This is a genomic window from Oceanimonas doudoroffii, assembly GCF_002242685.1.
Classification (GTDB): domain Bacteria; phylum Pseudomonadota; class Gammaproteobacteria; order Enterobacterales; family Aeromonadaceae; genus Oceanimonas; species Oceanimonas doudoroffii.
On sequence record NZ_NBIM01000004.1, the window covers coordinates 135,468 to 149,860 of the forward strand.

Annotated in this window: 13 protein-coding genes; 4 read left to right on the forward strand and 9 right to left on the reverse strand. The window is 62.5% G+C overall.

Annotated elements, in window-relative coordinates:
- Positions 1–63: 63 nt before the first annotated feature.
- From B6S08_RS12855 to phnW, 3 genes are read right to left on the reverse strand one after another with little or no spacing between them, the layout of a single operon-like run.
- Positions 64–960 carry an EamA family transporter gene (locus B6S08_RS12855; RefSeq protein ID WP_094201208.1) on the reverse strand — a complete coding sequence of 299 codons (897 nt, stop codon included), beginning with the start codon at positions 958–960 and terminating at the stop codon, positions 64–66.
- A complete protein-coding gene (gene phnX, locus B6S08_RS12860; RefSeq protein ID WP_094201209.1) occupies positions 960–1,790 on the reverse strand; it encodes a phosphonoacetaldehyde hydrolase in 831 nt (276 codons plus the stop codon). The genes B6S08_RS12855 and phnX overlap by 1 nt, the downstream gene beginning before the upstream one ends.
- 15 nt (positions 1,791–1,805) lie before the next feature.
- Positions 1,806–2,900 carry a 2-aminoethylphosphonate--pyruvate transaminase gene (phnW, locus tag B6S08_RS12865; protein ID WP_094201210.1) on the reverse strand — a complete coding sequence of 365 codons (1,095 nt, stop codon included), beginning with the start codon at positions 2,898–2,900 and terminating at the stop codon, positions 1,806–1,808.
- Positions 2,901–3,116: 216 nt separating this feature from the next.
- On the opposite strand from phnW, the gene B6S08_RS12870 reads away from it, so the two are divergent.
- The 4 genes from B6S08_RS12870 to B6S08_RS12885 all read left to right on the forward strand — a co-directional run bounded on the left by B6S08_RS12870 (position 3,117) and on the right by B6S08_RS12885 (position 8,046).
- Positions 3,117–3,818 carry a UTRA domain-containing protein gene (locus tag B6S08_RS12870; RefSeq protein ID WP_094201211.1) on the forward strand — a complete coding sequence of 234 codons (702 nt, stop codon included), beginning with the start codon at positions 3,117–3,119 and terminating at the stop codon, positions 3,816–3,818.
- Positions 3,819–3,914: 96 nt separating this feature from the next.
- Complete coding sequence (locus tag B6S08_RS12875) at positions 3,915–4,970, forward strand: putative 2-aminoethylphosphonate ABC transporter ATP-binding protein (protein WP_094201212.1); 1,056 nt, start codon at positions 3,915–3,917, stop codon at positions 4,968–4,970.
- Positions 4,967–6,643 (forward strand): putative 2-aminoethylphosphonate ABC transporter permease subunit, encoded by a 1,677-nt coding sequence (locus B6S08_RS12880; RefSeq protein WP_094201213.1) that lies wholly within the window; start codon positions 4,967–4,969, stop codon positions 6,641–6,643. Before B6S08_RS12875 ends, B6S08_RS12880 begins: the two co-directional genes overlap by 4 nt.
- A complete protein-coding gene (locus B6S08_RS12885) occupies positions 6,643–8,046 on the forward strand; it encodes an FAD-dependent oxidoreductase (protein ID WP_094201214.1) in 1,404 nt (467 codons plus the stop codon). The genes B6S08_RS12880 and B6S08_RS12885 overlap by 1 nt, the downstream gene beginning before the upstream one ends.
- Before the next feature lie 50 nt (positions 8,047–8,096).
- Here the strand turns inward: B6S08_RS12885 and glpX are convergent, their stop codons facing one another.
- The 6 genes from glpX to ftsY all read right to left on the reverse strand — a co-directional run bounded on the left by glpX (position 8,097) and on the right by ftsY (position 14,319).
- Complete coding sequence (gene glpX, locus B6S08_RS12890) at positions 8,097–9,104, reverse strand: class II fructose-bisphosphatase (RefSeq protein ID WP_094201215.1); 1,008 nt, start codon at positions 9,102–9,104, stop codon at positions 8,097–8,099.
- A 21-nt stretch (positions 9,105–9,125) separates the two neighbouring features.
- Positions 9,126–9,782 carry a carbonate dehydratase gene (gene can / locus B6S08_RS12895; protein WP_094201216.1) on the reverse strand — a complete coding sequence of 219 codons (657 nt, stop codon included), beginning with the start codon at positions 9,780–9,782 and terminating at the stop codon, positions 9,126–9,128.
- Positions 9,783–9,887: 105 nt separating this feature from the next.
- The gene (gene rpoH / locus B6S08_RS12900) at positions 9,888–10,745 is read right to left on the reverse strand and encodes an RNA polymerase sigma factor RpoH (protein WP_094201217.1); all 858 of its coding nucleotides are present in this window, start codon (positions 10,743–10,745) and stop codon (positions 9,888–9,890) included.
- Positions 10,746–10,921: 176 nt separating this feature from the next.
- Positions 10,922–11,872 carry a permease-like cell division protein FtsX gene (gene ftsX, locus B6S08_RS12905; RefSeq protein ID WP_094201218.1) on the reverse strand — a complete coding sequence of 317 codons (951 nt, stop codon included), beginning with the start codon at positions 11,870–11,872 and terminating at the stop codon, positions 10,922–10,924.
- Positions 11,869–12,531, reverse strand: coding sequence for a cell division ATP-binding protein FtsE (gene ftsE, locus B6S08_RS12910; protein ID WP_094201219.1), 663 nt, complete (start codon positions 12,529–12,531; stop codon positions 11,869–11,871). Before ftsE ends, ftsX begins: the two co-directional genes overlap by 4 nt.
- Positions 12,532–14,319, reverse strand: coding sequence for a signal recognition particle-docking protein FtsY (ftsY, locus tag B6S08_RS12915; protein ID WP_094201220.1), 1,788 nt, complete (start codon positions 14,317–14,319; stop codon positions 12,532–12,534).
- Positions 14,320–14,393: the final 74 nt, after the last annotated feature.

Sequence of the window (14,393 nt, forward strand, 5' to 3'; positions counted from 1 at the left end):
CGCAAAAAAGAAACGGCCGGGCAAGCCCGGCCGCATCACGGCTGTAATATGTTCCATTCGGCCTCAACCGGCCAGGGCCACCAGGGTCAGCCCCCCCAGTATCAGCGCGGCCCCGGGCAGTTTCCCTCCCCGGTACGACTCGCCCAACAGCCAGATGCCCAGCAACACTCCCAGGGGAATGCTGAGCTGACGCAAGGCCACCACATAGGAAACCTGACTGGCCAGGGCCAAAGACCACAACACCAGGCTGTAGGTCAGCCCCATCATGATACCGGCCAGCATGGCGGGACCGGCCGACCGGCGCCCGGTTTGCATCAGCCCGGTGCGAAAGCGCGGCCACCACAACAATGGCAACGACGTCACCAGTACCGCCATCACCTGCAACCAGAGATAATACAGGACCAGGCTCTGCCGGCCGTGCAGCCCGTCCAGCCAGACCCGCAACAGCGAGATGGCATGAGCGTCGATCAGGCTGTAGCCGCTGGTGCCAACGGCGGCCAGCAGGGCCAGGGCGCAACCCGGTGTCAGGTACTGCCGCACCCGCCACTGGCGCAGACTGAGTACCGGCAACAGCAGGCAACCGGCCAGCATCAGGGCCATGCCGACCCCTGCCGCCGGCGTGATGACCTGGCCCAGGGCCAGCCCCCCCAACCCCACCAGCAACATGGGCAGGGCCCGGGCCAGCGGATAGGCCAGACTCAGGTCACCCTGACGATAGGCCGCGGCCAGCGCCGCCATATACAGGTTCTGACACAGTCCGCTGGCCAGCAGCCAGCCCCAGAAGGCCAGCCCCTGCTCTCGCCCCAGCATCCACAGGCCAAACGGCAGCAACACCAGGCACTGGGTCAGGTTGGCCAGCCAGAAAAAGGCATAACCGGGGCTGACCCTCTTGCCAAGCAGGTTCCACAACGCATGCAACGCGGCGGAGCACAGCACCAGCAACAGGGCCAGCGGCGTCATCAGGGACGCTCGCCCCGGGCCAGGCGGGCGTTGATGTCGTCAATCACCGCCGGCAATTCGGCGATGGTGTCGATCACATAATGGGCGCCGGTACCGGCCAGGCGAGCATGGGCCTTGCCGCGCAGACGCTGCTGCTCACTCGGCGCCAGGGCCTGCCAGTCTTCCAGCGACAGCCCTACCTCGTTGCCGGACACCGCCAGTGCCACCGTCCACATGCCGGCGTTCAGGCCTTCTTCAATACCCACACCGGTATCATCCACCTTGACGCAGGCCTGCACCGCCCCCGCCTCCAGGGCACAGGCCGCCCGCAGGCTCATTTCCGGCCAGGGCCGGCCGCGCTGCACGTCACTGGCGGTGATCACCACCTCGGGGGCATAGCCCTGCTCGGCGGCGCGCTGCACCAACTCAACGATCATGTCGCGGCTGTAGCCGGTATTGGCGCCCAGGCGAATGCCGCGACCGGTGAGCTCCGCGGCCACCCGATCCATGCCCGGGATCAGCACGGCGCTGTCGCGAATGCATTCGATCTGAATCTGCACGAAGTCCTGATACAGGCGATCGATTTCCGCCTCACTTGGGGCCTCACCCTTGATCTGCAGCCAGGCTTCACGAATACGCGGCATGGCCAGCATCTGGCAAATGTGATCACGCTTTTCGCTGCCCATGGGAGCCCGGCACTCGGCCTGGGTGACGTCAATGCCTTCGCCGGCAAACAGGCGCCGAAAGGCGTTAATTGGCGCGACGGAGCCAAAATCCACCGTGGTGCCGGCCCAGTCCATGATCACCGCCTGCACGGCCCCGGTATAACGACGTTCAAAACGATAGCTCATTGTGGTTTCCTTTATTTACCAGAAAATAGCGTCTTCGATGGCAGCCAGCAGGCCGGCCACGTCCTGTTGATACACTTCTCCTATGGTGCCGATGCGAAAACAGTCCACCGCCGACACCTTGCCCGGATAAATCACATATCCGCGCGCTTTCAGTCCTTCATAAAACCGCTTGAAGTCGTAGGCCGGCGCCTCGGGTGCGGCGAACACGGTGATCACCGGCGACTGCCAGTCCCGCGCCACCAGCGGCCGAAAACCGAGCCGTTCCATGCCATCCACCAGGGTCCGCTGGTTGCCTTGATAGCGCCGATGACGAGCGCCCACGCCCCCTTCCTGCTCCAGCTCGGCCAGGGCCTGGGCAAAGGCTCGCACCACATGGGTCGGCGAGGTAAAGCGCCACTTGCCGCCCTGACGTTCCATGCACTGCCACTGATCGAACAGGTCCAGGCTGACCGAACGGGCCTGGCCCTCACAGCGATGCATGGCCGCTTCCCGAGCGATGATGAAACTGAATCCGGGGACACCCTGAATGCATTTATTGGCACTGGAGATCAAAAAGTCGATGGCCAGCTCGCCCGCATCCATGGGGACACCGCCAAAGGAACTCATGGCGTCCACGATCAGGGTCTTGTGCCGTGCCTTGGCGGCCTGACAGAGTTCCGCCAGCGGATTGAGAATGCCGGTGGTGGTTTCACAGTGCACAAAGGCCACATGGCTGATGGACGCATCCGCCGCCAGTGCCTGGCTCAGCAGCTCTGCCGACAACGGCTCGGTCTCCGCCACTTCCATGGTGGCAAGGCGCAGCCCCAGGCAACGGGCAATATCGGCCATGCGCCGGCCGTAGGCGCCGTTGATCAATACCAGCAACTTGCCCTCGGCGGGTACGGCCGAGCCCAGCACCGCTTCCACACCGGCGGTGCCGCTGCCCTGCATCAGCACACTGGTGTAGCCCGAATGGGCAGTGGCCAGGCGCACCAGCTGGCGGCGAATGGGCTGCACCACGCCCTGGTTGTAATCGTCGTCCCAGGTACACCAGTCCTTCATCATGGCCTCGCGCACCGTGGCAGAGGTCGACAGGGGGCCGGGGGTCAGCAGCAGATAGGGATTATTCACGTTCACTCCTGGTATATACCAAACTTGCAAACACGATAACCGTACCGCCGTCGGCGGGCAAGGCAACAACCCCGGCTGCAACAAAAAATTCATCTGTAGCAGGCCTGTGCATTGACCTCCACAGGGGTAATAATGGCCACCAGTTTCAACACCTTGACGACAACCACCGCGCCCTCGGGCGGTAAAAATAGTGGTGTAGTCCATAATGGAAAGAGAATGAGCAAACCCCATTACCAGCAGATCAGCGACAGCATTGAAGCCCAGATCCGCAGTGGCGCCCTGCCCACCAACAGCAAGCTGCCCTCGGAACGCCAGCTCAGCGACGCCTTCGCCACCACGCGGGTCACCCTGCGCGAAGCGCTGTCGCGGCTCGAAGGCAAGGGGCTGATCTACCGCGCCAACCGCCGTGGCTGGTACATCACGCCGAGCCGCATCAACTACAACCCGACCCAGGGACTGCCCTTCAACGAAGTGGTTTCCGGCCAGGGCCGACAGCCCCACACTCAAGTGCTGACGCACCAGCTGGCGCCGGCCGAGCCGGCGGTGCACCGAGCCCTGGGGCTGGCGCCCCTGACTCCCCTGCACCGTGTGCAGCGGCTGCGCTCCATCGATGGTCACGCGGTGCTGCTGGAAGAAAACCATGTGGATCCAGCCCGCTTTCCAGGCCTGGCCGAGCATGACCTGACCCGCTCCCTGACCCGGTTGTTCGAACAGGAATACGACGTCAGCATCGCCACCATGGAACTCAACATGTATCCGGTGGCCCTGGATGAAAACCGGGCCCAGGCCCTGGGCGTGGCGACCGGGGCCGCCGCCCTCTTTATCAGCCGGCTGTCACGGGATCCCGCCGGCAGGGCCATTGAACTGGACTGGGAGTACTGGCGCCACGACGCACTCAATATTCAGCTGTCGGTCTGAGCAAAAAACATCACCCTGTCAATAAAGTGTCACACCATCGTCACAAACACTTTGTAGATTGCCCGAAACTGGTCTAAACCAGATGAGGGTAATCTGATGACATATTTAGCAATCGACAATGTGGTAAAGCACTTCGGCGACTTTCGCGCCCTCAAGGGCGTCAGCCTGACCGTAAAGGAAGGGGAGTTCATTTGTTTTCTCGGCCCAAGCGGCTGCGGCAAGACCACGCTGCTGCGCGCCATCGCCGGCCTGGACCTGCCTACCGACGGTCGCATTGAACAGGCCGGGCGCGATATCACCCAGGCGCCTCCCGAGCAACGCGACTTCGGCATCGTGTTTCAGTCCTATGCCCTGTTTCCCAACCTCACCGTGTACCAGAACATCGCCTTTGGCCTGGAAAACATGCGCCTGCCCAAAGACGAGATTCGCTCACGGGTGGCGGCGCTGCTGAATACCATCGGCCTGCCCGACAGCGGTAGCAAGTATCCGGGGCAACTGTCCGGCGGACAACAGCAGCGGGTGGCCCTGGCCCGGGCCATTGCCCTTTCACCCGGCCTGCTGCTGCTGGACGAGCCTCTGTCTGCGCTGGATGCCCGCGTACGCATTCAGCTGCGCGCCGAAATCAAACGGCTGCAGCGAGAACTCGGCATCACCACCATCATGGTGACCCACGATCAGGAAGAGGCCCTGGCCATGGCCGATCGCATCGTGGTGATGAACCAGGGTGAGATCGAGCAGATCGGCACCCCTGAAGAAATCTACTATCAGCCCGCCACACCCTTCGTGGCCCGCTTTATCGGTGCCATGAACTTCTATGCCGCCGTGGCCGACCATCACGGCCGCCTGAACCTGGGTGAACATACCCTGCCCCGTCAGGTCACCCCTGGCAGCCGGCACCTGCTGGCCTGGCGTCCGGAGCTGACCCGGCTGGCCGGGTCCGGTACCGGTCCTCAGCTGCGCGGGCGCATTCGGGAGCTGTCTTTCCTCGGTGCCTTTATTCGGGCCGAGGTGACGGTAGACAGTCACCCGGATCCCATCCTGGCGGATCTGTCGCCCCGGGACTGCGATCTGCAACGACTGCAGCCCGGGCAGGAAGTGGCGCTGGAGCTGCCGCTGGAGCATGCCCACCTGTTCAGCGGGGCCGGCGCATGACCACCCTGAGCCTGCCCCGTACGGCCAGCCGGGACGACAAACTGCAGCGCTGGCTGCTGACCCTGGCCTGCGTGCTGTTTCTGCTGGCCCTGGTGCTGCCCCTGGGCCAGATCCTGCATACCGCCCTGGTGGATGATCAGGGCCGATTCGTCGGCCTGGATAACATTCGTCGCTACCTGGCTACGCCGGCGCTGATCCACTCCCTGATCAATACGCTGACCATGGGCCTGTTGGTTACCCTGCTGGTAACCGGCCTGGCCTTTCTCTACGCCTATGGCCTGACCCGCACTCGGCTGCCGGCCCGGACCCTGTTCAAGGTGGTGGCCATGGTGCCGATACTGGCCCCTTCACTGCTGCCGGCCATCAGCCTGATTTACCTGTTCGGCAACCAGGGGGGGCTGCGTCACTGGCTGGGCGACGAAAGCATCTATGGCCCCATCGGCATCGTACTGGGGCTGTCGTTCTGGGCATTTCCCCATGCGGTGATGCTGCTCAGCACCGCCATGGGCGCCACCGACGGCCGCTTGTTCGAAGCCTGTCGCGTATTGCGCGGCGGCCCGGTACGCGCCTTTTTTCAGGTTACCCTGCCCGGCATCAAGTATGCGCTGCTCAGCACCCTGATGGTGGTGTTTACCATGGTGATCACCGACTTTGGCGTGCCCAAGGTGATCGGCGGCCAATACGCCATGCTGGCAACCGACATCTACAAGCAGGTGGTAGGCCAGCAGAACTTCGCCATGGGCGCACTGATCAGCACCCTGTTGCTGCTGCCGGCCCTGCTCGCCTTTGCCGCCGACAGCTGGTTGCAGCGTCGCAACAAGCAGTTGATCGACAGCCGTTCCCTGCCTTACCAGCCCGCTCCCAACCCCTGGCGTGACGGCTTTTTCCTGTTGTTCTGCAGCCTGATGGCCCTGGCCCTGCTGGCCGTGATCGCCATGGCCGGCTACGCCTCCCTGGTGCAGTTCTGGCCCTATAACCTGAGCCTGAGCCTGAACCACTACCGGTTTGATCTTATCGACGGCTGGCAGGCCTATGGCAACTCACTGCGCATGGCCGGCCTGACCGCCCTGTTCGGCACCCTGACCATTTTCCTGGCCGCCTGGCTGGTAGAGAAGGGGCAGGGTCAGAACGGCCTGCGCAAGCTGCTGCACGGCCTGGCCATGGTGCCGCTGGCGGTGCCCGGCCTGGTGCTGGGCCTGGCTTACATCTTCTTTTTCAATCAGCCGGAAAACCCGCTGCGCGTACTTTACGGCGGCATGACCCTGCTGGTGGTGTCGACCATAGTGCACTTCTATACCGTCGGACACCTGACCGCGGTCACCGCGCTCAAGCAGTTGCCCGCCGAAATCGAGGCCGTAGCCGCCTCCCTGCGCATCAGCCGGTTCAAGGCCATGTGGCGAGTCAGCCTGCCCATGTGTCTGCCGGCGGTGCTGGATGTGGCCATCTACCTGTTCGTCAACGCCATGACCACGGTCTCGGCGGTGGTGTTCCTGTACGGTCCCGACACCATGCTGGCGTCCGTTGCCGTGCTCAACCTGGACGACAGCGGCAACATCGCCCCGGCCGCCGCCATGGCCATGCTGATTTTCACCACCGCACTGCTGGCCAAGCTGCTGCACCTGGCCGCCAGCCGTGTCCTGCTGCGCCTGACTCAGGGCTGGAGACAACGATAATGCCAACACCACAACGCCCCTTCTGGCTGCAACAGGCTCTGGAGCGGGAGCAACCGGCACCGGCCGCCCCCCTCGATCGGCATCTTGAGGCCGATGTGTGCATCGTCGGTGGTGGCTACACCGGGCTGTGGAGCGCCATTCGGCTCAAGCAGGCAGAGCCGACACTCAATATCGTGGTGCTGGAGCGGGAACTGTGCGGCAGTGGCGCCTCGGGTCGCAACGGCGGTTGCCTGCTGACCTGGTCCACCAAGTATCCGTCACTGCGCCGGCGTTACGGAGAGCAGGAAGCCGCCCGCCTGGTGCGCGCCTCGGAACAGGCGGTGCTGGAGATTCGGGATTTTTGCGAGCAACACGGCATCGACGCAGAACTGCGTATCGACGGCACCTGCTACACCGCCACCAACGGTGCCCAGAGTGGCGCCATGGACCGCCTGGTGGCCGTGCTTGAGCACGCCGGGCTGAACAGCTGGTCCAGCCTGAACGAGGGAGAGTTGCTGGCCCACACCGGCTCCGAGGCCCACCTGGAAGGCCACTTCTCCCCCCTGGCCGGTTCGGTGCAGCCGGCGCTGCTGGTGCGTGGCCAGCGCCGGGTGGCGCTGTCCCTCGGCATTGCCATCTTTGAACACAGTCCCATGACCCGGCTCGGACGCGGCCGGCCGGCCCGGGTGGAAACGGCTCAAGGCAGCGTGACCGCCGGCAAGGTCATCCTGGCACTGAACGCCTGGACCCCGAGCCTGTTTCGAGAATTCGACAAACACCTGGTACTGGTGTCGTCCGACATGGCGATCACCACGCCGGCGCCGGCCGAGCTGAAGCGCCTCGGCCTGAACCATGGCGCCGCCGTGGTCGATGGCCGCACCTTTGTGCACTACTACCGCAGTACGCCCGACGGTCGGCTGATGCTGGGCAAGGGCGGCAACCTGTTTGCCTACGGCAACCGGCTGCATGCGGCCTTTGACCAGCCCAGTCGCTATCGGGCCATGCTGAAGGCGGCGCTGCAGCGCTTTTTTCCCGGGCTTCGAGCCGGCATTGAAGCCACCTGGACGGGGCCATCGGACCGTTCCGCCACCGGCCTGCCGTTTTTCGGTCGGCTTGAGGGCGACGGCGATATTTACTATGGCCTGGGCTATTCCGGCAACGGCGTGGTGCAGAGCCTGCTGGGCGCCAAAATACTCACCAGCCTGGTGCTGGGACGAAACGATGAGTGGGCTCGCTGCGGCTTGGCCAGGGGACCCCAGGGGCGTTTTCCTCCCGAGCCGGTGCGCTGGCTGGGCGCCATGACGGTGCGCAACGCCATTCGGCGCAAGGAAAACGCCGAAGACAGGGGTGACATGCCCTGGCCCTGGGATCGCTGGCTGGCACGCTTCGCCGATGCTGCCGGCAAGGCCGACAAGGAAGCCTGAGCACAAAAAAGGGATGCCTCGGCATCCCTTTTTCATTCGTGAAATCGGCGTTACAGAATGATGTCCTGCAGCTTGGCATCCTTGCGCGACAGAATATGAGTCGAGCGAATACGCCGTACGGTGCGTGACTTGCCCCGAATCACCAGGGTCTCGGTGTGGGCGTAGTTACCATCGCTGCTGATGCCCTCCAGCAGATCGCCCTTGGTGATGCCGGTGGCGGAAAAGATGACGTTGTCGGTGCGGGCCATGTCTTCCAGCTTGAGCACGGTACCCACTTCAATGCCCATTTGCTTGCAGCGTTCAATCTCGGCCTGGCCGGCGGCCAGGTTTTCCTCGTTCGGGCCCTTGACCTCGTAACGGGGCAGCAGGCGAGCCTGCATGTCGCCGTCCAGGGAGCGGACCACGGCGGCGGAAATCACTCCTTCGGGGGCGCCACCCACACCATAGAGCATGTCCACTTCGCTTTCCGGAATACAGGCCAGAATGGAGGCGGCCACGTCCCCGTCGGGAATGGCGAACACTCGCACGCCCAGGGCCTGCATGGTCTTGATGGCCTTGTCGTGGCGCGGCTTGGCCAGGGTGATCACGGTAAAGCGCGACAGCGGCTTGTTCAGGGCCTTGGCCACCGCCTTGATGTTCTGCTCGATGGACTTGTTGAGATCGATGGCGCCCTTGGCGCCGGCGCCGACGATGAGTTTTTCCATGTACATGTCGGGCGCACGCAAAAAGGCCCCTTTTTCACCCACCGCCATCACCGCCAGGGCGTTGGACTGGCCCATGGCGGTCATGCGGGTGCCCTCAATGGGATCCACGGCAATATCGACCTCGTCGCCGCCCAGGCCGACCTTTTCGCCGATATAGAGCATGGGCGCTTCGTCGATTTCGCCCTCGCCAATCACCACTTCGCCGCTGATCTCGATCTCGTTCAGCACATGACGCATGGCCGCCACGGCGGCGCCGTCGGCAATGTTCTTGTCGCCCCGGCCCAGCCACTTGTAGCCGGCCAGCGCGGCCGCTTCGGTCACCCGGGAGAATTCGATGGCCAGTTCACGTCTCATGAAAATTTCCTAATCAGTTATTTATTGTTCGTCGCCCAGCACCCGCTGGCGGAACACGCGATATACATCGGGAATTTGATCCATGCCAGACACGCACATGTCCAGATCGTGCAGGCGGCCGTCCTTGATACCGTAAACCCAGCCGTGCACGGACAGGGGCTGACCCTGTTTCCAGGCATTCTGAACAATGGTGGTGTGACACAGGTTGGCCACCTGCTCGACCACGTTGAGCTCGCACATGCGATCTTCCCTGACCTGCTGATCTTCGATGGCGTTCAGGGTGTCTTCGTGCTTGTGGCAGATGTCCTTGATATTGCGCAGCCAGTTGTCAATGAGCCCCAGCTCCTTGTTCTGCATGGCCGCCAGCACACCGCCGCAACCATAGTGGCCGCAGATGATGATGTGCTTCACCTTGAGTACTTCAACGGCGTATTGTACCACCGACAGGCAGTTGAAGTCCGTATGTACCACCAGGTTGGCCACATTGCGGTGCACGAACACGTCACCGGGCAGCAGGCCGGTGAGCTGGTTGGCCGGCACTCGGCTGTCGGAACAGCCAATCCACAGGTATTCCGGTGCCTGCTGCAGCGACAGTTGTTCAAAAAAGGTCGGATCCTCTTTCTTGATGCGTTCGGACCAGTCCCGGTTATTGTCAAACAGATGCTTCAGTTCTTTCATGGAATACTACCTGCCATGTTGTCGTTGGATATTAATAAAGTAGGCGGAAAAAAGGCCCGCAAAGGGGCCTTGAATCACCGAAAATGTCATAAAGGGCCGGACAGCTTATGCGTCCATGGCGGCCTTCAGTTTTTTCAGGGCGGTTTTTTCCAGCTGGCGAATACGCTCGGCGGACACGCCGTATTCATCGGCCAGGCTCTGCAGCGTGGTCTTGTCGTCTTCGTCGAGCCAACGGGCCTGAATAATACGCTGGCTGCGTTCGTCCAGGGCGTTCAGGGCGGCACGCAGGCGGCTGCTGGCGGCCTGCTCCCAGTTGGCTTCTTCCACCTGGGTAGCCACGTCGGAGCTTTTGTCTTCCAGGTAGTGCACCGGGGCAAAGCTGCCTTCGCGCTCGTCGTCGTCTGAAGCCAGATCAAAGGCCTGATCCTGGGCGCTCATGCGGGATTCCATCTCCAGCACTTCAGAGGGCGACACGCCCAGATCCTCGGCAACCCGGTTGACTTCCTGCTGGTTGAACCAGCCCAGACGCTTTTTGGACTTGCGCAGGTTAAAGAACAGCTTGCGCTGGGCCTTGGTGGTCGCCACCTTGACCACGCGCCAGTTGCGCAGTACATATTCGTGAATTTCGGCCTTGATCCAGTGAACCGCAAAGGACACCAGACGCACGCCCACGGTCGGGTCGAAACGCTTGACCGCCTTCATCAGGCCGATGTTGCCTTCCTGAATAAGATCCGCCTGAGGCAGGCCGTAGCCAGCATAGCTCTTGGCGATATGCACCACGAAGCGCAGGTGCGACATCACCAGCTGGCGGGCCGAGGCCAGGTCGCCGTCGTTCTGCAACCGCTCGGCCAGGGACTTCTCTTCCTCCGCGCTGAGCACGGGAATGGTGTTCACCGCCTGGATATAGGCCTCCAGGCTGCCCTGGGGAACCAGGGCAAAATGGCGCTGAAAATCTGTCGTCATCAAACTCGTGTTCATTACCTGACTCCGTGTGAACGGCTTCGGTTATTCCCCTGCAATGACTCTATCGACTTCGCCGGTCACATGCCAGCGAATGAAAATTTATGGATTCGCCATCAAAAGTCAAGGGAAGCACCGGGCTGTGCTGCCCCAATAAGACCACAGTCTGGCCGCAAGGTTCAAGCCGGCTCTATGGCTCTTATGTGACGGCGCACGGAAAAACCGGACGCCAGCAGGCTTAAAAGGGTTCCAGTCAGCACCAAAAGCAGGCTTTCGTTCAGTCCCAGCCCCAGCAGGGTAAAATCACTCTGGTACAGGGCCGCCAAGGCACTGACCTTGTGACTGAGCCAGAACACCATGATCAGGGTCAGCCACCAGGCCAGCAGACCGCCGATAATGCCATACCACAGCCCCACATAGAGGAAGGGCCTGTGTATAAAGCCGTCGGTGGCGCCTACCAGCTTCATCACCTCGATCTCGTAACGGCAGCTGAGAATGTTGAGCCGCAGGGTGTTGCTCACCACCAACAATACTCCGGCCAGCAACAGCACCGCCATGCCCACCACCGCCTGGCGCATCAGCTCCACAATGCCCGACAGCCGGGCCAGCCAGGCCATGTCGAGCCGGGCCGTGGCCACCAGGGGCTCGGCGTTCATGTCGGCCAGCAGCAACTCGGCCATGTCGGGCTGGCGACCGCTTTCCGACAGGTTCAGGATCAGCACCGCCGGCAGCGGGTTTTGCTCTAGCAGATCGAGCGCCTCGGCAAAGCCGGCGGCGCCGCTGAAATCGGACAGGCCCTGCTCCGGGCTGATATAGGTAACCTTGTAAATCTCGCTCATGCCCTCAAGCCGGGTCTGAAACGCCTTGACCTGATCTTCTGCACTGTTTTGCTTGAGATAGAGACTGATCTGGGCCTGGCTCTGCCAGAAGCTGCTTACCGACTCGGCATTTTTCAGCAACACGTAGAAACTCGCCGGCAGGGCCAGGCTGACGCCGAGCACGGCAATGGTCATCAGCGAGCTGAGCGGCGTGCGCCACAGCTCACCCAGGCTGGCAAACAGCTGACGCAGGTGATCCACCCAGTACATGACCAGGCGCTGATGCCAGGTCAGCTTGTGAGTACCGCTCATACCACCTCCTCCTGCATGCGTCCGGCGTTCAGCCGCAGGGTGCGGTGGCGCTGGGAATTGATCAGGCCGGTATCGTGGGTGGCGATCAGCACGCTCACGCCAACCCGGTTAAAGGCTTCAAACAGGCGTAAAATGTCCATCGACAGCTCGGGATCCAGGTTGCCGGTAGGCTCGTCCGCCAGCAGCAGCAGCGGCTTGTTGACGATAGCCCGGGCAATACCCACCCGTTGCTGCTCGCCCCCCGATAACATGGGCGGAAAGTAACGATCCTTGCCGTGCAGGCCAACCTTGTCGAGGGCGGCCGACACACGCCGCTGAATATCGTGATGGCTGTAGCCTTCAATCACCAGCGGCAACGCCACGTTGTCGAACACGGTGCGCCCCTGAATGAGGTGATGATCCTGAAAAATCATGCCGATGCGCCGACGCACAAAGGGAATGTCGCGGCGGGCAATGCGGCTGACGTTGCGGCCATTGAAATAAACCTGGCCATCACTGGGCCGCTCCATCACGCTGATCAACTTGAGCAGGGTGCTTTTACCGGCCCCCGAATGGCCGGTGAGGTACGCCATTTCACCCTTCTCTAAATGAAAACTGACCTTTTGCAGCGCCTGAAAGCCGCCACTGTATACCTTGCTAACCTGCTCGAAGCGGATCATTTAGTCTTCCCGGCTGAAAAGCGCCTCGATAAATTCGGAGGCATTAAAGGGACGCAAATCGTCGATTTTCTCGCCCACCCCGATATAGCGAATGGGAATGCCAAACTTGTCGGCCACGGCAAAGATAACGCCGCCCTTGGCGGTGCCGTCCAGCTTGCTCAGGGTGATGCCGGTAATGGGCACGGCGTCGTTGAAGATCTTGGCCTGGCTGAGGGCGTTCTGGCCGGTGCCGGCATCCAGGGTGAGCATGATCTCGTGGGGCGCGGCAGGATCAATCTTCTGCATCACGCGCACGATCTTCTTCAGCTCCTCCATCAGGTGCGCCTTGTTCTGCAGGCGACCGGCGGTGTCGGCAATCAGCACGTCCACCTTGCGCGCCCTGGCGGCTTCCACGGCATCGTAAATCACCGAGGCGGCGTCGGCGCCGGTGTGCTGGGCAATGACCGGAATGTCGTTGCGCTCGCCCCACACCTGCAGCTGCTCCACCGCGGCGGCGCGGAAGGTATCGCCGGCGGCCAGCATGACCGATTTACCCTCGGCCTGGAACTGGCGGGCCAGCTTGCCGATGGTGGTGGTCTTGCCCACGCCGTTCACACCCACCATCAGGATCACGTAGGGCTTGTGTTCGCTGTTGATTTCCAGCGGCTGGTCGACCTTGGCGAGGATTTCCCCCATTTCTTCCTTCAGCAGCTCGTACAGGGCTTCACCGTCCTTGAGCTGCTTGCGACTGGCCTGGCTGGTGAGGTTGTCGATGATCGACATGGTGGTTTCCACCCCCAGATCGGCGGTGAGCAGCTGGGTCTCCAGCTCTTCAAACAGATCATCATCAATCTTTTTGCCCCGGAACAGGCCAAAGAAGCCCGAGCCCAGGTTTTGACGGGTTTTAAGCAATCCGGCCTTCAGGCGGGCAAAAAAGCCTTTTTTCGGGGTCTTTTCAGCCTGAGCGGCAGCTTCGGCGGCCAGACGCTCCTGTTCTTCCGCCTCCTGCGCCAGGCGCTCCTGCTCGGCCGCTTCCGCTTCAGCGGCCAGCCGGGCTTCTTCTTCCACCACCTGCCGGGCAGCTTCCTCGGCCTGTTCCGCAGCCAGCCGTGCTTCTTCCGCGGCTTTCGCTTCGGCTGCCAGCCGCGCTTCTTCCGCGGCCTTGGCTTCGGCCGCCAGCCGCGCCTCTTCCGCGGCCTCTTCCGCGGCCTTGGCTTCGGCCGCCAGCCGCGCCTCTTCCGCGGCCTTGGCTTCGACCGCCAGCCGTGCTTCTTCCGCGGCCTTGGCTTCGGCCGCCAGCCGCGCCTCTTCCGCGGCCTTGGCTTCGGCCGCCAGCTGCGCTTCTTCCGCGGCCTTGGCTTCGGCCGCCAGCCGTGCTTCTTCCGCGGCCTTGGCTTCGGCCGCCAGCCGCGCTTCTTCCGCGGCCTTGGCTTCGGCCGCCAGCCGTGCTTCTTCCGCGGCCTTGGCTTCGGCCGCCAGCCGCGCTTCTTCCGCGGCCTTGGCTTCGGCCGCCAGCCGTGCTTCTTCCGCAGCCTTGGCTTCGGCCGCCAGCCGCGCTTCTTCCGCGGCTTTGGCCTCGGCCGCCAACCGCGCTTCTTCCGCGGCCTTGGCCTCGGCCGCCAACCGTGCTTCTTCCGCCCGGGCCTCGGCTTCCTGTTGCTTCAGCTGCGCTTCCACTTCCGCGCCATGACCGGCTTCCGCTTCGGATTCCACCGCATCATGAGGTGTTTGCTGTTCCTGTGGTTCTTCCGGCTGCTCGTCTTTCTTTTTGCCAAAGCCCAGCCAGGAGAAAAAACCTTTTTTCGCCATTATTGCCAATACTCGCTGTTGTTCGGGACGATTAGGACTGGCCGTGATTCGGCCGCTTCATTAGAATGTTCGTC